Origin of the sequence: Pseudomonas neuropathica (assembly GCF_015461835.1) — a bacterium.
Taxonomy (GTDB): Bacteria; Pseudomonadota; Gammaproteobacteria; order Pseudomonadales; family Pseudomonadaceae; genus Aquipseudomonas; species Aquipseudomonas neuropathica.
The window spans coordinates 13763-33396 of record NZ_JACOPX010000003.1; the positions used below are offsets into that span (position 1 = coordinate 13763).

Genomic DNA, 19634 nt, shown 5'->3' on the forward strand with positions numbered 1-19634 from the left:
TTGATAATCGAGTAGGTGTGATGGAGGAGGGCTGTTTGTCCGGCGTCCTCCAGGCACCTGTTGCCGGTATCAAAGATACTGGGATCGAATCAGATCCGTATCGAATGGCGTCAGCCCTTTATCTAGCGCAAACACTTGCTCAGCCTGCTGCGGCGAATCCACTCGTTCTCCCCGCGCTCGAACATGTAAGTCGAACAGCGTTTCCAGATCCGGCCGTGGTGTATGCACCAAGGCCCGTAACATCAACGATACCCCGCTAAGATTTTTGTCGACGTTGTTCCACCGGGGAGATGAAGTAAGCCCGAGATCGGCCCAGACCACGCGTCGTTCCTGCAGGTCCATCACGAATGGCAGACAAATTACTGTGTCGGAGGCGATATCGATGCGGTCGACCACGGAGCGTGGCTCGAACACTTCACCCGACGCCGTGTCAGTGCGGGCCATCCATCCGGCGAAGCATTCCGGAAGATCGCAATACGGCTGCTGAGTAAAAGAGTTAATGGACGTGACGACATAGCGGATACCTTTCTCGACCAGAACATCAAGGTCGAGGTCGATGAACTCCGAAGCCCCGTCGGGCGCATCGACGATGTCGCCGCTGTGGTAGCCGCCGTAACCCTTCAGGTTGTAGTACGCGACCGTATCTTTGAACACGAAATTGGCGTCGAAAAATGCGGCGGACAAGTCGATGTCCGTACGGGCACGACCGTTCTTCCACCACAGAAACAGTCGAATGAAACGTGTGTCGGGCATTGGCAGCCGACTGCCCCGAACGAGGGTGCGCAGCGACTTCGATGAGGCACGCTGAGCCAGCGGCACCTTGTATTCGCGTAATGCTGGATCGACGTAACAGCGGCCTAATGGCGGTAGCAGCGCAAAACGATTTACCAGAGCGTCTTCGCAGATGCGAGCAGCGCGCGCCAACAGTTCAGATGAAAGAGGCTCTCGGTGATCCCTGATGGCATAGACTTTGGCGAATGAACCTTTCGGTGTGAACGCCCGCAGGGACAAGGGGCGCGGGGCGTTAGCCTGGGCCAACACCTGCAACAGCACAGGCGAGGACACTTGTGCTGCAACCGCCTCAAACGCGTCGAGTACCGAGTCTGCTTCCGTCGCGCGGCGCAGGGTCACATCCAGTCTTCGTGCGAACTCACCTGGACGGCTTTGTAAAAGGGGCGTAAGCGCGGTGATGTCACGCTGGGCCAGCAATGTTTCGACACGTGAGTTAAATGTGACGGGCGGATCGTTACGGCGCGCTGCCGTGATAGCGGCTAAGGCTCGAGGATACTTATCGCCGTAATCGCCGGGATGTAGTACTTCGGCCAGACGCTTCCAGCGCTCAGCATGGCGCATTACGTCTTCTGCGGCGTTGGGTATGTTATCGAGCAGGCGCAAAAATAGACGGCGCATCGAGCGCTTCATTGCTTTGAAGCGTGTCGTAGCTGTCGTCAGCGACACATCTGCGCCACTCAACGCGACTGCCAGTCGTAGCACGTCAGTTGCGGTCTCGACGTTTCGTTGCAGGAAGGCGTCCACCCTTGCATCGCTGGCGACATACCGGATCAGTGCGCCGCCAACCTGTGCACGGATCTCCCGGAACGGAATGGTCTCAGGCAGCAAGCGGAACACATCGCTTTTGTACTCTCGAATAAACCAGACTACATCGGCCGTTTCTTCTTCAGAGAGCGAAGTGCGCGATGAAACCAGCGGCTCAAGCAGTGACTCGAATTCAGAGACGCTTCCCGGTTCGATAACGCGGGATATGAAGTTGCCTTCAAGCATCGGAGGTCGAGCGTGTTCTGTTGCTGGTAAGCGCCAGAGCGTGAGGTAGTGGATGACGGCGTTAAGGTACAACTCCGCTTGGGAGGCCGTCAGAACCTGCTCTGGGAAGTCAGGATAAAACGGCCGGTGATGCACGTGAGCACCAGTCTGCCGTCGAAGCACTCTGATAATTCCGCGTAGCCAGTACTTCAGTTCTGTAGCTGACAACGTGCCGATTTGCTCAATCAGAGACTCTGACAGTACGCATCGGAACGCCGCGATTTCCTGGACAGCCGACGCGACCTGGGCGCGCGTAGCACCGCCAGAGCCCATCGGGACGTGAACTTTGCTGCGGCGACGCAGGAACAGCTCCTGATTCATACTTGAGTTTCTCCTTTGATCGCCGTCATGGCCGAGCTGCAGCATCGTGTCTACAGCAGATATAAAAACGCCTGCAAGAAGCAGGCGCAGTGTGGAGAGCGAAACCCCTAGGTCATAGGAGGTTTAGAAGGAAGGTGTTCCATAGCCACGGCGGCATTCTACGTAAGGTTGTCTCTGTTTGTCAGGTGGTTGCCTGTCTCAACGGTGACAAGCTGCTTCGGCAGAAGATTGGTTACTACCAATCAGCCTCAATCAGGGATCCGGCTACGCAATATCAGCCCGGTATCGGACAACCGTTGAGACATGTCCTTCAGGTTGGCGAATGCGATGTCATTCACCCGCTGCCACGCAGGTCGGTGGAGGGAGACCTTGCCGTCACTCGATCGAGTGATCGGTGTGCGTTGCAGCATGCCTTGTTTGCTGCGGTGTATCAGCGTGTAGCTGTCGCCTGCTTTTTCGAATAAATACATACCTCGCCTGTGCAAGACATTCTCTAGCGTTTCTTCGGTCCAGGTCACCTCGGGTGCCGGCATTCTCAAGCGCAGATCGGCACGCAGAAGATCTGGATTGCCTTGCCTGACGGTGCCACCGGGCGAGCTGCCGCGTGGTACTTCAATACCCGGATCGACATCCACGCCCAGCTCTTCACCGGCGCCGACTTCATCGATTCGCAAGCCTATTCCCCCCTTCAGTTCACTGATGCCCAGCAGTCCTCTGAAGGTATTGGTGCTGTGAGCATCGGTTACTACGATCCATTTTCCCGGGCTGTTGAGGTAGACGTCACCGGTCATGATGTCGTTTGTCAGGTAGGTGCTCATCATTTGCTCGTCGACGGAGGGCAGCGGCGTTTTCATTTTGTAGCTAGCGGCGCAGTCGATCGCCTGGACCCGAACCCCGTTCGCTCGGGCGACCTGGACCAGTTCCAAAGGGTTGAATCGCCCGGCGGGATCGGTGCCCAGGCTGTTCAGGTAAGTGTGTAAATCCGCAGTCATATTGCCGCTGGTGAAGTAGCGGTTCAGTTCAACCTGAGCGAAGTCACTGAGCAGGCCGCGCAGATAAAGGGTTTTCACGTGTCGGGCCAGCGCCGGCATGTTTTCAATCAGAAAACCCATGCTGGCAATGCGATCGAGGGTTTCTCCGACCACCAGCCCGGAGGCACTTTCAAAAACGCCATCGACAAGATCGGTCAGTGGCATCAGCCGGTTGATCTCGGGTATCACCGGGCGCGTGGGCTGGATGACCCACGGCAGGTTCTTGAAAAAACCTCGGGCTGAACTTTGCAGAAGTTGGCGTTTGCCGGCGGCATACAACTCGAACGGATCGTCCATAGCGAAGCCGCCGGCACCGTCGGGCTGCAACCGGGCATGGGTTTCGTTGAGGTTCAACGCCCAGGCTTTTATCGAACGGCGTACCGACGGTTCGATGTCAAAGGCACTGGTCACTGGGCGTGGGGGCCGCGATGTCGAGGGTTGCGGTTCTTCTGCCGGTTGCACGGGCGTTTCGGGCGAGGCAGGTTCGAAGGTGTCGAGTTCGAGATCTGGAGCGCATTGTTTGCCCATGCACTGGCCGCCACCCTTGAGACCCAAGGCTGGCATGCGCTCCCATTCTCCTTCGCCATTGAGACGGACAGGCAGCGCGTGGACAAGCTGGTTGGGGCGCTCAGGGTCGACGATTGCCCAGTCGCCACTGCCACGAGCGTTGGCGAAATAGCGGACATAGTACGGCGTGTCATTCATCAGAATGGCATAGGGGGGATCCGAGTCGAGGCGGTAGACACCCTGGAATTTCCCCGACTCTTCGCCGAGCGCTGTGCCATCAAGCAACTCGTTGCATTGGTAGCGTTCGGGCACCGGAGGCGGTAGGGCGTTCTGCGCCGGAACCAGCATCGTTTCATCAATATCTGGCCCGGGGATGTCGGCATCATCCGGCACCATGATCGGCTCTTGGTAATCGGCTTCGGCAGAGGCATTCAAGGCTTCGCTGTACTCAGCCATTTCGGTGGCTTCTGCCGCCTCGACCTCGGCGCCAACCTCCAGCATCGGCCCGGTGCCGATCAGCAATGGAAGGTTGAATAACAGATTGATACCACTCAAAACCGCACCCAGCACGCCGGCCTTGCGTTCGGCCCTTGTCTTGCCGTTTTGCGCCTGATCGATATTCAGACCCATGCTGGCAAGGGTGGCGCCAATCACCGGTAACGCCAGCGGCCAACCGACGGTGGCCATCGGAGCAAATACCTTGATGCCCGCACTCAGATAACCGATCCACAGTTTCTTGCGCAGATCGCCATTGGACGTCAGGGACAGGTGGGCTTCAGCAAACATCGCCTGACGTGTCGAGTCACGCAGCCAACTGAATGCATCATCGCTCAGTTCCTGGTTTGTGCGGTTGATCAGGTGATGGTCGGCCCGGCCCCAGGTAGCCACCAAGCGATTCATCAGATCGGGCATGTTCTCGCTCATGTGCTGACGATCGGCGAGGGCAAAATGCTCCAGGAAGGTCGCGCGGCGTTTGGCGTCGTTCAGTTGATCCAGAACCCACCAATGCAGGTCTGCCGGCGTTTCCTTGACCACGAACGCTGCGGTCTCGCTCGGCAGATAGATAATTTGCCGACCGGCAGAATCGACGAAGCGTAGCAATTGCGTGGAGATATGCCCGTCAATGTCGAAGGCGAACACATTCCCCGTTGTTGTGTGGCTTGCTTGCAACATGCTCAGGTTGACCGGCCAGCTGACCGGTCCCACCACTGTGTCCACCAGCCATTGAAAGTCACTGCGGGTGAGTTGCCCAAGGTCCAGCGCCTGCACTGCACGGCTGAGGAAATTGCACTTGGCCAAGGTGCGGAAATCCTCGCCGTGGCTGTTCCAGAAGTCCGTCAGCGTAGCGCTGTAGTGCCCACTGAAATCGAGGTTCCAGAACACCTTCAGGACCTCGTTGCCGTGCAGGCACACCTGGTTTTTTTCGTCGAAATTCTCGCCCTGCGGACCTTCGCTGTAGAAGCCACCGTACAGATCGAGAAGATCGGCGTTGTCCTGGTCGGTGGCGCGAAAACGATGAATCACCAACTGCGTCAAGGTCATCGATTCGTAGGGTTTTTCGCGGATGTGCTCCCAGCCGCTAAACGATCGGGTGCTGCTCTGGGCCGTCTTGAAGCGATGGAAATAAACCTGATCCGGATCAAGGCCGGACAGGTCTTTGGCTTCCAGCAGATCACGGGCCGCTTCATGGGCGGCGTCCTGCAGGCCGGGGCAGTTCTGCACGACGGTATAGGCGATTCGCTTCAGAGCCGCCTTGTCGGCCGCGTTCGGCAGAGGGCTTGGTTGGGTGGCGTACATGCTTTCTCCATCCTTGAGAAATGAAGGCCGAGCATGGCCGATTCGCTCAAGGGGAGTGCACTACATATGTACCGCACATGATCGTTGAAAACGTGCCTGGGTCAGCGCCGTGCCACGTCGGAAAAGTAGAACTTGTCGAGGGTGTGCCGTGATTCGGTGTACTCGAACTGACGCCCGTCCTGGAGGAAGGTCTGGTTGCTGACCACGATCACATGGCTCTGGCCATCGAGGTCCAGGTGCAGTTGATCATCCTTGCTGCGCGGCACCGCTTCGATGGTGCGTTGGGCGTAGGCAATCTGTAGCTGCAGGGTCTGCTCGATATGGGCGTAGATAGATTGCTCGGCGATGTCGAGGGACAGGCCGGGAATCACTTCGCTGACAAAGTGGTTGATGTCGAGGATCACGCGTTTACCGTCGATCCGCCGCACACGTTTGATTCGGGTGATGAGGCTGCCGGGTTCGGCATGGATGTGTTCGAGCAGGGCGCCTTCGAGCGGGATCTGGCTCAGTTCGACCACTTCGGTGCTGACATCGTTGCCCAGGCGCGGATAGGTTTCCTGGAAACTGACGATGCCGCCGAGCTGAAACTCGATCGGGTTGGTCGACAGCACAAAGGTGCCCTTGCCGTGGATTTTCTGCGCAAAGCCGCGTTCCTGAAGCAGTTCAATGGCTTTGCGCACCGTGCCTCGGCTGGCCTGATAGCTGTCCATCAGTTCGGTTTCGGAAGGCAGGCGGGCGCCGCGCTCCAGGCGTTCAGTCGTGATGCTGGCCAGCAGATCGCTATAGATCTGGTTGTATTTGCTCATGGGTAGGCTCGGTGCCGACTGTACTCAAAGCTTCGAACCTTAAGGCCAGGGTAGGGCTTTGTCCATGTGGGCGATGGAAATCACCCTAAGGCAGGGTAGGAAAATTCGCCTTCGGTCTGGCAGGAACATACATAAACAAACTCGTCTGTACGAGTTGTTGCATTAACTCGTACAGACGAGTATTTTTCGCTTCGGCGTGCTGCCAATAACAACAATCCATAGCGGAAGAACTAGCATGAGCCACGACTATCCGAACATCGCCAGGCAATTGCTGCAAAGCCTCGGCGGCAGCGACAACCTCGAACAGGCCGCCCATTGCGTCACGCGGTTGCGGCTGGCCCTGAAAGATCCGGGCCTGGTCGATAGTGCCATGCTCAACCAGATCGACCTGGTCAAAGGCTCGTTCTTTACCGGTGGCCTGTATCAGGTGGTGATCGGTCCGGGCGAAGTGGAAAAGGTCTATGCCGAACTGCGTCGTCAGACCGGTCTCGCGGCGTCGACGATCGCTGACGTCAAACAGAAAAGCACTGAAAAGATCAACGCCGTGCAGCGTCTGGTGCGGGTGTTTTCCGACGTGTTCATGCCGATTCTGCCGGCGCTGATCATTGCCGGCCTGCTGATGGGCATCAACAATCTGCTGGGTGCCAAAGGCATGTTCATCGACGGGCAGACCCTGCTCGATGCCTACCCGAAACTGGATGGGCTGTGGAGCCTGATCAATCTGATGGCCAACACCTCGTTCGTGTTTCTGCCGGCGCTGGTGGGCTGGTCGGCGGCCAAGCGCTTCGGCGGCAGCGAGATCCTCGGCATCGTCCTCGGTCTGATGCTGGTGCACCCGGATCTGCTTAACGCCTGGAACTACGGCAAGGCCGTGGCCGGGCTGGACGGGCAGCATCTGCCGTACTTCGACATTCTCGGGTTGTTTCAGGTGGAAAAGGTCGGCTATCAGGGGCAGATCCTGCCGATTCTGCTGGCCGCTTACGTAATGAGCGTCATCGAAAAATGGCTGCGCGCGCGCGTGCCCAACGCCATTCAGTTACTCGTGGTACCGATCACCACCATCGTCGTTACCGGCGTACTGGCGCTGGCCGTGATTGGCCCGGTGACCCGCCACATCGGCATCTTCATCACCGAAGGGCTGGTCATGCTGTTTGACCTGGCACCAATGGTGGGTGGCGCGATTTTCGGTCTGCTGTATGCGCCGCTGGTGATCACCGGCATGCACCACATGTTTCTCGCGGTCGACCTGCAATTGATCTCGACCCAGGGCGGTACCTTTATCTGGCCGATGATCGTCATGTCCAACCTCGCTCAGGGCAGTGCCGCCCTGGCGGTGTTCTGGATGACCCGTAATGCAGGGGACAAGAGCATGGCGTCGACTTCGGCAATCTCCGCCTACTTCGGTATCACCGAGCCAGCGATGTTCGGCGTCAACCTGCGCTACAAGTTTCCGTTTTATGCCGCGCTGACCGGTTCGGCACTGGGCTGCGTGTTCCTGTCGCTGAACAAGGTTCAGGCCTCGGCCATCGGCGTCGGTGGACTGCCGGGTTTCATCTCGATCATTCCGCAGTACATCCCGATGTTTGTGCTGGGGATGCTGATTGCCATGCTCGTGCCGTTTGTTCTGACCTGTGCACTGAGCATGAAGATCGTCCGGCCCGGTTATCGGGTTGCCTGAACAATCGCTTTCGCGAGCAGGCTCGCTTCCACAGTTGATTGCATTTCAATCTGGGCGCGAGCCGCACGGACTTATTGAAGGAGTTGTGCCATGCAAGACTGGCAGCGTTCGGTGATCTACCAGATCTATCCGAAGAGTTTTCATAGTCACGCCGGCAACCCGACGGGTGATCTGCTCGGTATCGTCGCCAAACTCGATTACCTGAAGTGGCTGGGCGTCGACTGTTTATGGATAACGCCATTTCTGCGTTCGCCGCAACGCGATAACGGCTATGACATCAGCGATTACTACGCCATCGACCCGAGCTACGGCAGCATGGCCGACTGCGAATTGCTGATCGCCGAGGCGGGCAAGCGCGGGATCAAGCTGATGCTCGACATCGTGGTCAATCACACCTCGATCGAGCACGTCTGGTTTCAACAGGCGCGCAGTAGCCTCGACAATCCTTACCGTGACTTCTATATCTGGCGTGATCAGCCGAACAACTGGGAATCCAAGTTCGGCGGTTCCGCCTGGGAGTACGAAGCCCAGACCGGTCAGTATTACCTGCACCTGTTCGACCACACTCAGGCCGACCTGAATTGGGATAATCCCAAGGTGCGCGCTGAAGTGTTCCGGATGATGCAGTTCTGGCGGGACAAGGGCGTGGGTGGATTTCGTCTGGACGTCATCAATCTGATCTCCAAGCCCAAGGACTTCCCCGAAGACAACAGCGATGGCCGAGGTTTCTATACCGATGGGCCGAATGTCCACGCGTACTTGCAGCAGATGCACCGCGAAGTCTTCGAAGGGCAGGACCTGATCAATGTCGGCGAGATGTCATCGACCAGCCTCGAACACTGCATTCGTTATTCGAATCCGCAGTCGAAAGAACTGTCGATGACCTTCAACTTTCATCACCTGAAAGTCGATTATCCAAACCTGCAGAAGTGGGTGCGCGCCGACTTCGATTTCCTTCAGCTAAAGAAAATTCTGTCCGACTGGCAGACCGGCATGCAGGCGGGGGGCGGCTGGAACGCGCTGTTCTGGTGTAACCACGATCAGCCGCGCGTGGTCTCGCGCTTCGGCAACGACGGCGAGTACCGCGAATGCTCGGCGAAGATGCTCGGCACCGCACTGCACTTTCTGCAGGGCACGCCGTTCGTGTATCAGGGCGAAGAGTTGGGCATGACCAATCCGGGGTTCGAATCGATCGAGCACTATCGCGATGTCGAGACGCTGAATATTTTTCGCCTCAAGCGCGAGGCCGGTAGCAGCGATACCGACAACATGGCAGCGATCATGCAGAAATCCCGCGATAACGGGCGCACGCCGATGCACTGGGACGCCGGGCCAAACGCCGGTTTCAGCCGTGTCGAACCGTGGATCGGAGTGCCGGCCAATGCTGCGCAGATCAACGTCGCAAACCAGCTCGACGATCCGGACTCGGTGTTGCATCACTACCGCCGTCTGATCGCGCTGCGCCGCAGCGAACCGTTGATCACCGACGGGCTGTACCAACAATTGCTGCCTGAACATCCGCAAGTCTGGGCGTATGTGCGTGAAGGCAGCGCCGAGCGGTTGTTGGTGGTGAACAACTTCTACGGGACGACCTGTGAAGTGGAATTACCGTCGACGGTCATCAGTGAATCGATGAGACAGCGCCAGTTGATCAGCAATTATCCGGAGGGCGCGTTGCGCAAGCGCCAGGTGACGTTGCGACCTTACGAGTCCTTCGTCCTGCACCTGATCGATCCCTGACCTTTAACTAAAAAAACAACGTTCAAAAAACACGCAGAGCACTGCGCGGGGGATTTCTGCGCGCCGAATTCATGCAACCAGACAATAAAAACAATGGGGTGGCTTATGAAAACAACAATAAATCGCAGCCTTGCAGTCGCAGGTTTTTGCCTGGCCTTACCGCCAACGTCACAAGCGCTGGAGTTTGGCGGCTACCTGCGCAGCGGTGTCGGCACGTCGGTCAACAGCAGCGGTCAGTCGTGTTTCCAGTTACCGGGTGCGCAGACCAAATATCGCTTGGGTAACGAATGCGAGCAGTACGGCGAACTCGAGTTGCGGCAGGACCTGTACACCCTTGACGACGGTTCGGTACTGAGTGTCGACGGCATGGCCTCGCTGTATAACCGCTACGACCGCAGCCCCACGTTCAAAGACGACAATGGCTCGATCCGCTTGCCGCAGGCCTACGCACAGTGGTCGGCGATGCCCGCGCTCAACGGGGGGTCATTGTGGGCCGGACGCCGTTACTACAAGCGCAATGACATCCATATTTCCGACTTCTACTACTGGAACCAGAGCGCCACGGGGGGCGGGGTCGAAGACGTGTTGATCGGCGATCTGAAATACAGCTACGCCTTCTCGCGCAAGGACAACCTGTACCAGAAGGACTACATCAATCGGCACGACTTCAACGTCGCCGGTTTCAAGACCAATCCTGGCGGTGAGCTGGAGTTCGGCTTGAGTTATATCGACAAACCCGACAGCCGCGATGCCCACCGGGGCTGGGCGATCACCACGCAACACGTGCAGACGGATTTTCTCGGCGGCAAAAACAAACTGGCGCTGCAATACGGTGAAGGGCCGGGCACCGGGCTGGGTTACACCGGCAACGTCAAACTGGACGACAGCAATAAAAGTTACCGGGTCGTCGAGTTTTTCGACTGGCAGGTGACGCCGCGCTTCGGTGGCCAGATTGAAGCGGTGTACCAGAAAGACATCCGCCCGGACGGTGTCGACCAGAACTGGATCTCGCTGGGGGTGCGACCGACTTATGCGCTCAGCGAGCACTTCAAACTGGTCACCGAACTGGGTCACGATCAAGTCGAAGCTGCGGGTGGTACGCGCAAACTGAGCAAATTTACCTTTGCCCCGACCTGGTCGCCGAAAGGCCCGGAGTTCTGGGCGCGCCCCGAGGTGCGGCTGTATTACACGTACGCCACCTGGAACGAGGCGGCCAAACGGGCGGCCAACGAACTGGCCAAAGGCTCGGCACTCTCCGACACCGGCGCCTTCGGTAGCGCTCGCCACGGTGCGAATGTCGGATTGCAGGTCGAATACTGGTGGAAATAAGCGATGCTGATGGAGCGTCGCGCTCCATGGGCACTTCAAAGAACAAAACTGCAGGTGACGTCATGGCCACACCCCAACCATTGCAATTGCTGGCTCCCTTGTCCGGTGTCCTGATCGCGCTTGAGCAGGTGCCCGATCCAGTGTTTTCCGGGCGCGTGATCGGCGACGGTCTGTGCATCGACCCGACTTCATCGACCCTGTGTGCGCCTCTGGCCGGCATCGTCAGCAACGTGCAGGCCAGCGGGCATGCCGTGAGCATCACCGATGACCATGGCGTACAAGTGTTGATGCACATCGGCCTTGATACCGTGAACCTCGGCGGGCAAGGCTTCACCCGCCTGGTTGAAGAGGGGCAACGGGTTGCCGCCGGACAAGCGTTGATCGAGTTCGACGCCGATTACATTGCCCGGCATGCGCGCAGCCTGATGACATTGATGCTGGTGGTTAGCGGAGAACCGTTCACCTGGCGGGTCGCGTCGAGCGGATGGGTCGAAACCGGTCAGCCGTTGCTTGAACTCGCCCGTACTCAGGCTTGTGGCGTGGATGCTGGCGCGGCAGAAGGTCAGGCCGTGTTCTCTCAAACGTTGAAACTGCCCAATCCCAACGGATTGCACGCGCGCCCGGCAGCGGTGTTCGCGCAAGCGGCAAAGGGCTTCGTGGCAAAGATTTACCTGCATAAACAGCAGGCTCAGGCCAACGCCAAATCCCTGGTGGCGATCATGGCGTTGCAGACCGCGTGCGGCGACAGCGTGCAGGTCAGTGCGGTGGGCGAAGATGCTGACGCGGCAATCGAGGCGCTGACTCGATTACTGATTGAAGGCTGCGGTGAAGCGGTGACGGCGGTGGCGCCAGTCGAGCTGGTCGAAACCGATGTTCTGACCCTGCTGCGTGGCGTCTGCGCGTCACCCGGTTCGGCGTTGGGCCAAGTGGTGCAGATCAGCGAGCCGGTGTTCGACGTCAGCGAGTTCGGCGGCAGAGCAGACGGCGAGCGCGAGGCCCTTGCCAATGCCCTGATCGAAGCCGATCTGGCCTTGCAGCATTTGCGCGACACCGCCGCTGGCGAGGCCGAGGCCGAGATCTTCAAGGCGCATCAGGAACTGCTCGAAGATCCGGGGCTGCTCGATCAGGCCCAGGCGTTGATCAGCGACGGCAAAAGCGCGGCGTTTGCCTGGCGCGCGGCCACTGAAGAAACCGCGGCGATGTTTCGCCAACTGGGCAGTGCGTTGCTGGCTGAACGGGCGGCGGACCTGACCGATGTCGGGCGCCGCGTGCTCAAGCTATTGCTGGGCATTGGCGAGCAGGCAATGGAGCTGCCGCCTGGAAGCATTCTGATTGCCGATCAACTGACCCCGTCGCAGACCGCCGGCATCGATACCAGCAAGGTGCTGGGTTTTGCCACGGTCGGCGGCGGCGCAACCAGTCACGTGGCGATTCTTGCGCGCGCCTGTGGTCTGCCGTCGATCTGCGGGGTGCCGGTGCAGATGTTGGCGTTGAGCAACGGGACCCCGGTGTTGCTCGATGCCGACAAGGGCGAATTGCATGTGCGTCCCGATCCTGCGGCCGTCAGTCAATGGCAGGCGCGGCACGCGCAACAGCGTCAACGCCATGAGCATGAGTTGGCCAGCGCATCGCTCGCGGCGCGGACCCGTGACGGTCATCACGTCGAGGTGTCGGCCAACGTCGCCTCGCTAGCGGAAACCGAGCAGGCCATGGCCCTCGGCGGTGCGGGCGTCGGCCTGTTGCGTTCTGAGTTTCTTTACCTGGGCCGTAATCACGCGCCGAGCCATGACGAACAGGCTGCGACCTACAGCGCCATCGCTCGCTGCGTGGGACCTGCGCACAATCTGGTGGTGCGCACCCTTGATGTCGGTGGTGACAAACCGCTGGCCTACGTGCCGATGGACAGCGAAACCAACCCGTTCCTTGGCGTGCGCGGCATTCGTTTGTGCCTGGAGCGCCCGCAGTTATTGCGTGAGCAGTTCCGGGCCATGCTCGGCTGCTGCGAGCTGACACGTTTGCACATCATGTTGCCGATGGTCACGCAACTGTCGGAGCTGCGTCTGGCGCGGCAAATGCTCGACGAGGAAATCCTCGCGCAGGGACTGACGCAACGACCGAAACTGGGGATCATGATCGAGGTGCCGGCCGCGGCGCTGATGGCGGACCTGTTTGCGCCGCTGGTGGATTTTTTCTCGATCGGCACCAATGACCTGACGCAATACACCCTGGCGATGGATCGCGATCACCCGCGTCTGGCCAGTCAGGCGGACAGTTTTCATCCCTCGGTATTGCGCCTGATCGCCATGACTGTGAAGGCCGCGCACGCCCATGGCAAATGGGTCGGAGTCTGCGGGGCAATGGCCTCGGAACGTCTGGCGGTGCCGTTGTTGCTCGGGTTGGGCGTGGATGAACTGTCGGTGAGCGTGCCGATGATTGCACCGGTCAAGGCGACGGTGCGCGAACTCGAGCTGGCCGATTGTCAGATCATCGCCCAACAGGTGCTCGGACTGGAAAGTGCCGGGCAGGTGCGCGAGGCGTTGCAGCTCTTTCACGAGGCAACCGTCGATACTTTACGGGTTCTGGAGAACTGAAGATGTTGGATAAATTGCAGAAGGCATTCTGGAAGGCCCTGACCCCGGATCTGGTGGTGGACGCACCCGAAATCCTCGCCGAGCCGAGCGCCGGATTGAGCGCCGCGATCGTCGCGGCGCTGGGTGGTGTGGATAACCTCCAGTCACAGCAACCGCTGGCGTTGACGCGCGTGCGGGTTGTATTGCGTGATGTGTCGGGTATCGATCAACAGGCGTTGAGCGCCGCCGGGGTCGCGGGCGTGATGCCCTTGGAGGACGGTGTCGTGCACCTGATTACCGGGCTGCGATCTTAAGCCGACAGCTGATGTGCGGCCTCAGGTCGCCCTTACTGTTTCTCAACCGCAGGTGTATCGTATTCGCCTTTTGCAGGCTTTCAGGGCCTGTCGCTGATACGTGAGGTAGTTGAGTTCATGTCCTTTACCCGTCGCCAAATCCTCAGTGGCCTGGCCGGTCTTGTTGTCGTTGGTGTCGGTGCGGGGGGCGCGTCGCGGTATTGGCTGGGGAAAATGGCCGACGCCGAGGCGGGCCACGACTATGAGCTGATCGCCGCCCCGCTGGACGTCGAGCTGGTGCCGGGGCACAAGACCGAGGCCTGGGCATTCGGGCCGTCGGCGCCGGGCACCGAGTTGCGCGTGCGTCAGGGTGAATGGCTGCGGGTGCGCTTCATCAACCACTTGCCGGTAGCGACGACCATTCACTGGCATGGCATTCGTCTGCCGCTGGAAATGGACGGTGTGCCGTACGTATCGCAGCTGCCGGTGTTGCCGGGCGAGTACTTCGATTACAAATTCCGCGTGCCGGATGCCGGTAGCTACTGGTATCACCCGCATGTCAGCAGCAGCGAAGAGCTCGGGCGCGGCTTGGTCGGGCCATTGATCATCGAAGAGCGCGAGCCGACCGGTTTCAAGTACGAAAAGACTTTGAGCCTGAAGAACTGGCACATCGATGACGAAGGCAATTTCGTCGAGTTCAGCATTCCCCGTGAAGCGGCTCGTGGTGGCACGGCGGGGCGGTTGTCGACCATCAACGGCGTGCCGACCCCGGTGATCGAACTGCCGGCCGGGCAGATCACTCGCGTGCGTTTGCTCAACCTCGACAACACGTTGACTTACCGCATCAACATTCCCGGCGTCGAAGCGCAGATCTATGCGCTGGACGGCAACCCGGTCGAGCCGCGCCCGCTGGGCAAGGAATACTGGCTGGGCCCGGGCATGCGTATCTGTCTGGCGATCAAGGCGCCGGCAGCGGGTGAAGAGTTGTCGCTGCGCAACGGCCCGGTGCGTCTGGGCACGCTGCGTTCAGTGGCCAATAACGATGCGCCGACTGACTGGCCGAAAGCGCTGCCGGCCAATCCGGTGGCAGAGCCGGACCTGGCCAATGCCGAGAAACTCAACTTCAATTTCGAGTGGGTCGGCTCGGTATCGGTCAACGTCGACAACGGCAAGCCGCCGAGCCTGTGGCAGATCAACGGCAAGGCCTGGGACATCACCGACAAGACCTGCGCCGACCGGCCGATTGCCAGTCTGAAACTGGGGCAAAGCTACATCTTCGAATTGAAGAACATGACCCAGTATCAGCACCCGATCCACCTGCACGGCATGAGTTTCAAGGTGATCGCGTCGAACCGGCACAAGATCATTCCGTACTTCACCGACACCTATCTGCTGGGCAAGAACGAGCGCGCGCAAGTGGCGCTGGTGGCCGATAATCCGGGGGTGTGGATGTTCCACTGTCACGTGATCGATCACATGGAAACCGGCCTGATGGCCGCCATCGAGGTGAAGTGATGCGCCAGATTCGCCCTGCGGCAATTATCGACCGCAGCCGTGATCGCGATTTCATGCGCGAAGCGTTGCTTCTCGCCGCACAAGGCGCGGCCCTCGGCGAAGTGCCGGTGGGCGCGGTGCTGGTGCAGGACGGCGAGATCATCGGTCGCGGTTTCAACTGCCCGATCAGCACCAGCGACCCGAGTGCCCACGCGGAAATGGTCGCCATTCGCGAAGCCGCGCAGGCGGTGGATAACTATCGTCTGCCGGGTAGCACGCTGTATGTGACGCTGGAGCCGTGCAGCATGTGCGCCGGGCTGATCGTGCATTCGCGGGTGGCGCGGGTGGTGTATGGCGCGCTGGAACCGAAAGCGGGGATTGTGCAGAGTCAGGGGCAGTTCTTCACTCAGGGCTTTCTCAACCATCGAGTGCTGTATGAAGGCGGGGTTTTGGCCGAAGAGTGTGGCGCCGTGCTGACCGAATTCTTCCGTGCTCGCCGAGCAAAAAGCCCCTCACCCTAACCCTCTCCCAGAGGGAGAGGGGACTGACCGAGATGGATGGGCGAGGTCCGTCGACCTGAGATTCCGAGTCGAACTCAAGTGTTGAAAAGCTCAATGATCAGCTCCCTCTCCTTGGGGAGAGGGCTGGGGTGAGGGGTGGGCTCACCGCGGTGTTTGGGCGATTTGATTATTTACGAGCGACAATCACCGCGCGCATCGGCGCCGGCAATCCTTCGATGGTTTTGCTGTGGTCCTCGGGATCAAGGAAGTCGCTCAGCGACTGATACTTCATCCACTCAGTCCCGCGCTGTTCTTCAACCGTGGTTGTGCTCACGTCCACGCAACGAATATCGGTGAACCCGGCACGGCGCAGCCACAACTCCAGCGCCGGCACCGACGGCAGGAACCACACATTACGCATCTGCGCATAACGATCTTCCGGCACCAGCACCTGATACTTGTCGCCTTCGACCACCAGCGTTTCCAGCACCAGTTCGCCGCCCTTGACCAGGCAATCCTTCAGCGCCAGCAAATGCTCGATCGGCGAGCGACGGTGGTAGAACACGCCCATGGAAAATACCGTGTCGAAGCCTTCTAGGTTTGGCGGCAGGTCTTCGAACGGAAAGGGCAAGTGCCAGGCATTGGGTTCTGACAGATAACGCTGCACGGCCTGGAACTGGCAGAAGAACAGCCAGTTCGGGTCAACACCGATCACACTGTTCGCGCCGGCACCGAGCATGCGCCACATGTAATAACCGTTGCCACAACCGACATCGAGGATGCGTTTGCCCTTCAAGTCGAGGTGCGGAGAGACACGCGACCACTTCCAGTCCGAACGCCATTCGGTGTCGACGTGCACCCCAAACAGATCAAACGGGCCTTTGCGCCAGGGCGACAGGCCCATCAGCGCGGTACGCATCTGCGCGCGGGTTTCCTCGTCGCAGTCGGTGTCGAGTTTCAGGCCGTTGAGCAGGTCGACTTCGCTCGGCTGGATTTTCGGCAGGGCATCCAGCGCACTTTGCCAGCGCTCCAGGTCGCCGTGACCTTTCTCCATTTTCTTGTCGAGTTGCGCTTGCAGGGTGTTGGCCCATTCGGCCAGCGGGGTGCCGGCCAGACGGCGGGCGAGGGGGGACAGATCAATCATGGCAAGGCAATCAACGAGGCAAAGTTAAGACACTGGAACCACGGCACGACTTTCGAGAACCCGGCGGCCAGCAGGCGTTCGCGGTGTTCTTCGAGGCTGTCGGGCTTCATGACGTTTTCGATGGCGCTGCGCTTCTGGGCGATTTCCAGTTCGCTGTAGCCGTTGGCGCGTTTGAAGGCGACATGCAGATCGGTGAGCAGCGCGTGTTCTTCGGCATCGTTGAAGCGTAGCTTCTCCGAGAGTATCAGCGCGCCGCCCGGCAGCAGCGATTGGCGAATGCGCGAGAGCAACGCCGTGCGCTGATCGGGGGCGATGAATTGCAGGGTGAAGTTCAGCGCCACCACCGAAGCTGGCTGGAAATCGAGGGCGAGAATGTCACCTTCGATCACTTCGACCGGCAGCAACTCCTGGAACATCGAGTCCTGACCGTTGAGGTATTCGCGGCAGCGCTCAACCATCGCTGCCGAGTTATCCACAGCGATTACCCGGCAACCGTCGGTGCGCACGTGGCGACGCAGGGCTTGAGTGACAGCGCCCAAGGACGAGCCGAGGTCGTAGAGCACGCTGTTCGGCTGGGCGAACTGCGCGGCGAGCACGCCGAGGTTTTCGACGATGGTCGGGTAACCCGGCACCGAGCGCTTGATCATGTCCGGGAACACTCGCACCACGTCTTCATTGAAGGCGAAGTCAGGCACCTGGGCCAAAGGCTTGGCGAAAATACGATCGGGTTCTTTGCTCACGGCGGTTCCGGCGGTGTCGGTGGAAAAGGCCGGCATTTTAGCCAAAGTGGCGCGGGGATGCTTGGGTTGTCTGATAAAGCGCTTTTTTTGCCAGTGATCGTTCCCACGCTCTGCGTGGGAATGCCGCCCCGGACGCTCTGCGTCCCTGCGTAAGTGACGCTGAGCGTCACAGGATGCATTCCCACGCGGAGCGTGGGAACGATCAGATCCGTTTAGTCTGGGAGAAAGCGGAGGCGGCGATGCCCCATTGGCCCAGCCAGTAGCTGAGGATGATGACGTAAGGGGCGGCGTGGAAAGGGGCGACGAAACGGTCGATACCGATCACGCTGTCAGAGAACACGAATGCCACTGCACCACCGGCCGCCAGCAACGCCGAGCGTTTCGGCACATCGGTGCCGAGACGAGCAAGCGCGCGCCAGAGCATCGCGCTGATCGCCGTGGCATAGACAACCACCGGCACCAGCAACGGACCTAAGCCGCTGGAAATCAGAAGTCCCAGCAATACCGCGCCAACTCCGAGGGCGAGCACCAACGGCAACACCGCCAGACGCTTGCAGTCACTCAGATAAGCTTTCAGATAAGCCAGATGCGCAACCAGAAACGCACCGAGGCCGAATACAAACAGGTCCCCCGGCCACGCCAGCAACACATCACCGAGCAGCGAGAAAATCAGACCCAGACTGATCCAGCGCCGATAGTCGCTGGGCGGCGCATCGTGCAACCAGCCGAGCAGCGCCAGCACCGGCAACGGTTTGACCAACAGACACAGTAACGCCGCGTGGGTGCTGACACCGTAGAGAAACGTCACCGCGCCCATCAGCGCCAGAATCAGCCAGCCCACGATCAGTTCACCGAAATGGCGCAGTCAAAGGTTTCCACCGGGAGTACTTCCGGTGCCCATGGCTGTTGCGAAGTCAGGCGCAGGCGGCCGGTGCCGGGGGCAAAGGCCTGGAAGCGCCAAGTGGAAATCCCGGCCGCGCCGACCACGCCAGCATCTTCCGGATTGCTGTAAACCTCGGGGCTGAGGGCGCGCAACACACCGCCGGCGGAATCCTGAATGGCCCAGCGATAACCGGTGGTCGGGTTGCTTGGCAGTGTGATGATCAGGTTTTGCCCATTGGTGAGTTTCACGGGGCATTCGCTTTGTTTTTCCACGGTCACGTTGTGTTTCGGTTGCGTGGCGCAAGCGGCCAGCAACGAGAGGGCGATGGGAAGAAACAGGCGAGTGGGGGACATAGGGTCAGCGGCTCCGGGCGTTAACGACGAACGTCGAGCATAACTGAAGATGAGACAAAGTGTGACCAAAGCCGCGCAGGCTAAAGCTACGCGGCGACGTTAGTGTGAGTCTGGGGCGCCGTTATTCGCTAACGTCGAGTTCGACCTTGATAGGATCAGTATGGCCGTGAAAATAAAGATCAAAGTTAATTCGATATTTCCGGTTGGTGTTGTCTAGATGGGAGTTGAAGGTTCCCTTATTGGCGTATTGTGTTCCATTTCTGTTGAGGTAGAAAACCTCTCGTAGTTTTTCACCCCTCTTGAATTCGTGCTCGCCGTTAGGCGTTGACGAGTCAATTGTAAGGTCGATTGCTTCTCCATTTGGAAAGCCCAGTTCTTTAGAGCCTTGAATTGTTATGTATGTTTCACCGTGCTCTATCGTGATGCGTTCGGTTTCGAATAGCTTGTTGCCGTTCTGTGTTGCAATGAAATAACCGGAAGCCTCCAATAGCTCTGACATGATGGATCCCCTGAATCAGAAAATTCGAGAGGGAAGTTTGAGGGGAGATGTAGTGACGGGCTACTGTAAGAGTTGACAGGTTTTTATCGTTTCTTGCGATAACGTTCATTTTTTTTGTTATATAGAAA

General features: G+C 59.1%; 15 protein-coding genes. 7 read left to right on the forward strand and 8 right to left on the reverse strand.

The window, feature by feature from the left end:
• Positions 1 to 69: 69 nt before the first annotated feature.
• From H8F23_RS04085 to treR, 3 genes are all read right to left on the reverse strand, one after another.
• Positions 70 to 2142: a TerD family protein gene (locus H8F23_RS04085; RefSeq protein WP_194933499.1), complete on the reverse strand. Its 2073-nt coding sequence runs from the start codon at positions 2140 to 2142 to the stop codon at positions 70 to 72.
• Between the two features lie 248 nt (positions 2143 to 2390).
• Positions 2391 to 5477, reverse strand: coding sequence for a membrane-targeted effector domain-containing toxin (locus H8F23_RS04090; protein ID WP_194933500.1), 3087 nt, complete (start codon positions 5475 to 5477; stop codon positions 2391 to 2393).
• Positions 5478 to 5578: 101 nt separating this feature from the next.
• Positions 5579 to 6283, reverse strand: a complete 705-nt coding sequence (gene treR, locus H8F23_RS04095) for a trehalose operon repressor (protein ID WP_034156275.1) — start codon at positions 6281 to 6283, stop codon at positions 5579 to 5581.
• A 235-nt stretch (positions 6284 to 6518) separates the two neighbouring features.
• On the opposite strand from treR, the gene treP reads away from it, so the two are divergent.
• From treP to tadA, 7 genes are all read left to right on the forward strand, one after another.
• The gene (treP, locus tag H8F23_RS04100; RefSeq protein ID WP_194933501.1) at positions 6519 to 7961 is read left to right on the forward strand and encodes a PTS system trehalose-specific EIIBC component; all 1443 of its coding nucleotides are present in this window, start codon (positions 6519 to 6521) and stop codon (positions 7959 to 7961) included.
• Positions 7962 to 8051: 90 nt separating this feature from the next.
• Positions 8052 to 9701, forward strand: coding sequence for an alpha,alpha-phosphotrehalase (gene treC / locus H8F23_RS04105; protein ID WP_194933502.1), 1650 nt, complete (start codon positions 8052 to 8054; stop codon positions 9699 to 9701).
• Positions 9702 to 9806: 105 nt separating this feature from the next.
• Positions 9807 to 11030 (forward strand): maltoporin, encoded by a 1224-nt coding sequence (locus tag H8F23_RS04110; protein ID WP_194933503.1) that lies wholly within the window; start codon positions 9807 to 9809, stop codon positions 11028 to 11030.
• A gap of 62 nt (positions 11031 to 11092) precedes the next feature.
• Positions 11093 to 13621, forward strand: coding sequence for a phosphoenolpyruvate--protein phosphotransferase (ptsP, locus tag H8F23_RS04115; protein WP_194933504.1), 2529 nt, complete (start codon positions 11093 to 11095; stop codon positions 13619 to 13621).
• 2 nt (positions 13622 to 13623) lie between these two features.
• The gene (locus H8F23_RS04120) at positions 13624 to 13914 is read left to right on the forward strand and encodes a PTS transporter subunit EIIB (protein ID WP_194933505.1); all 291 of its coding nucleotides are present in this window, start codon (positions 13624 to 13626) and stop codon (positions 13912 to 13914) included.
• 117 nt (positions 13915 to 14031) lie between these two features.
• Positions 14032 to 15408, forward strand: coding sequence for a multicopper oxidase family protein (locus H8F23_RS04125; protein ID WP_194933506.1), 1377 nt, complete (start codon positions 14032 to 14034; stop codon positions 15406 to 15408).
• Entirely contained in the window at positions 15408 to 15908 is a 501-nt protein-coding gene (gene tadA, locus H8F23_RS04130; protein ID WP_095048334.1) for a tRNA adenosine(34) deaminase TadA, read from the forward strand. Before H8F23_RS04125 ends, tadA begins: the two co-directional genes overlap by 1 nt.
• A gap of 166 nt (positions 15909 to 16074) precedes the next feature.
• On the opposite strand, the gene cmoB is transcribed toward tadA, so the two are convergent.
• From cmoB to H8F23_RS04155, 5 genes are all read right to left on the reverse strand, one after another.
• Entirely contained in the window at positions 16075 to 17031 is a 957-nt protein-coding gene (gene cmoB / locus H8F23_RS04135) for a tRNA 5-methoxyuridine(34)/uridine 5-oxyacetic acid(34) synthase CmoB (protein ID WP_194933507.1), read from the reverse strand.
• Positions 17028 to 17807, reverse strand: a complete 780-nt coding sequence (gene cmoA, locus H8F23_RS04140) for a carboxy-S-adenosyl-L-methionine synthase CmoA (protein ID WP_175559565.1) — start codon at positions 17805 to 17807, stop codon at positions 17028 to 17030. The genes cmoB and cmoA overlap by 4 nt, the downstream gene beginning before the upstream one ends.
• 166 nt (positions 17808 to 17973) lie before the next feature.
• A complete protein-coding gene (locus H8F23_RS04145; protein WP_194933508.1) occupies positions 17974 to 18612 on the reverse strand; it encodes a lysoplasmalogenase in 639 nt (212 codons plus the stop codon).
• 2 nt (positions 18613 to 18614) lie between these two features.
• Complete coding sequence (locus H8F23_RS04150) at positions 18615 to 19007, reverse strand: protease inhibitor I42 family protein (RefSeq protein ID WP_194933509.1); 393 nt, start codon at positions 19005 to 19007, stop codon at positions 18615 to 18617.
• 121 nt (positions 19008 to 19128) lie between these two features.
• Positions 19129 to 19506, reverse strand: a complete 378-nt coding sequence (locus H8F23_RS04155) for a hypothetical protein (RefSeq protein WP_194933510.1) — start codon at positions 19504 to 19506, stop codon at positions 19129 to 19131.
• Positions 19507 to 19634 lie beyond the last annotated feature (128 nt).

Excerpts from the sequence above, each read along its gene's own strand:
- H8F23_RS04085 (WP_194933499.1), bottom strand. The coding sequence starts at position 2,142 with ATGAATCAGGAGCTGTTCCTGCGTCGCCGCAGCAAAGTTCACGTCCCG.
- H8F23_RS04090 (WP_194933500.1), bottom strand. The coding sequence starts at position 5,477 with ATGTACGCCACCCAACCAAGCCCTCTGCCGAACGCGGCCGACAAGGCG.
- treR (WP_034156275.1), bottom strand. The coding sequence starts at position 6,283 with ATGAGCAAATACAACCAGATCTATAGCGATCTGCTGGCCAGCATCACG.
- treP (WP_194933501.1), top strand. The coding sequence starts at position 6,519 with ATGAGCCACGACTATCCGAACATCGCCAGGCAATTGCTGCAAAGCCTC.
- treC (WP_194933502.1), top strand. The coding sequence starts at position 8,052 with ATGCAAGACTGGCAGCGTTCGGTGATCTACCAGATCTATCCGAAGAGT.
- H8F23_RS04110 (WP_194933503.1), top strand. The coding sequence starts at position 9,807 with ATGAAAACAACAATAAATCGCAGCCTTGCAGTCGCAGGTTTTTGCCTG.
- ptsP (WP_194933504.1), top strand. The coding sequence starts at position 11,093 with ATGGCCACACCCCAACCATTGCAATTGCTGGCTCCCTTGTCCGGTGTC.
- H8F23_RS04120 (WP_194933505.1), top strand. The coding sequence starts at position 13,624 with ATGTTGGATAAATTGCAGAAGGCATTCTGGAAGGCCCTGACCCCGGAT.
- H8F23_RS04125 (WP_194933506.1), top strand. The coding sequence starts at position 14,032 with ATGTCCTTTACCCGTCGCCAAATCCTCAGTGGCCTGGCCGGTCTTGTT.
- tadA (WP_095048334.1), top strand. The coding sequence starts at position 15,408 with ATGCGCCAGATTCGCCCTGCGGCAATTATCGACCGCAGCCGTGATCGC.
- cmoB (WP_194933507.1), bottom strand. The coding sequence starts at position 17,031 with ATGATTGATCTGTCCCCCCTCGCCCGCCGTCTGGCCGGCACCCCGCTG.
- cmoA (WP_175559565.1), bottom strand. The coding sequence starts at position 17,807 with ATGCCGGCCTTTTCCACCGACACCGCCGGAACCGCCGTGAGCAAAGAA.
- H8F23_RS04150 (WP_194933509.1), bottom strand. The coding sequence starts at position 19,007 with ATGTCCCCCACTCGCCTGTTTCTTCCCATCGCCCTCTCGTTGCTGGCC.
- H8F23_RS04155 (WP_194933510.1), bottom strand. The coding sequence starts at position 19,506 with ATGTCAGAGCTATTGGAGGCTTCCGGTTATTTCATTGCAACACAGAAC.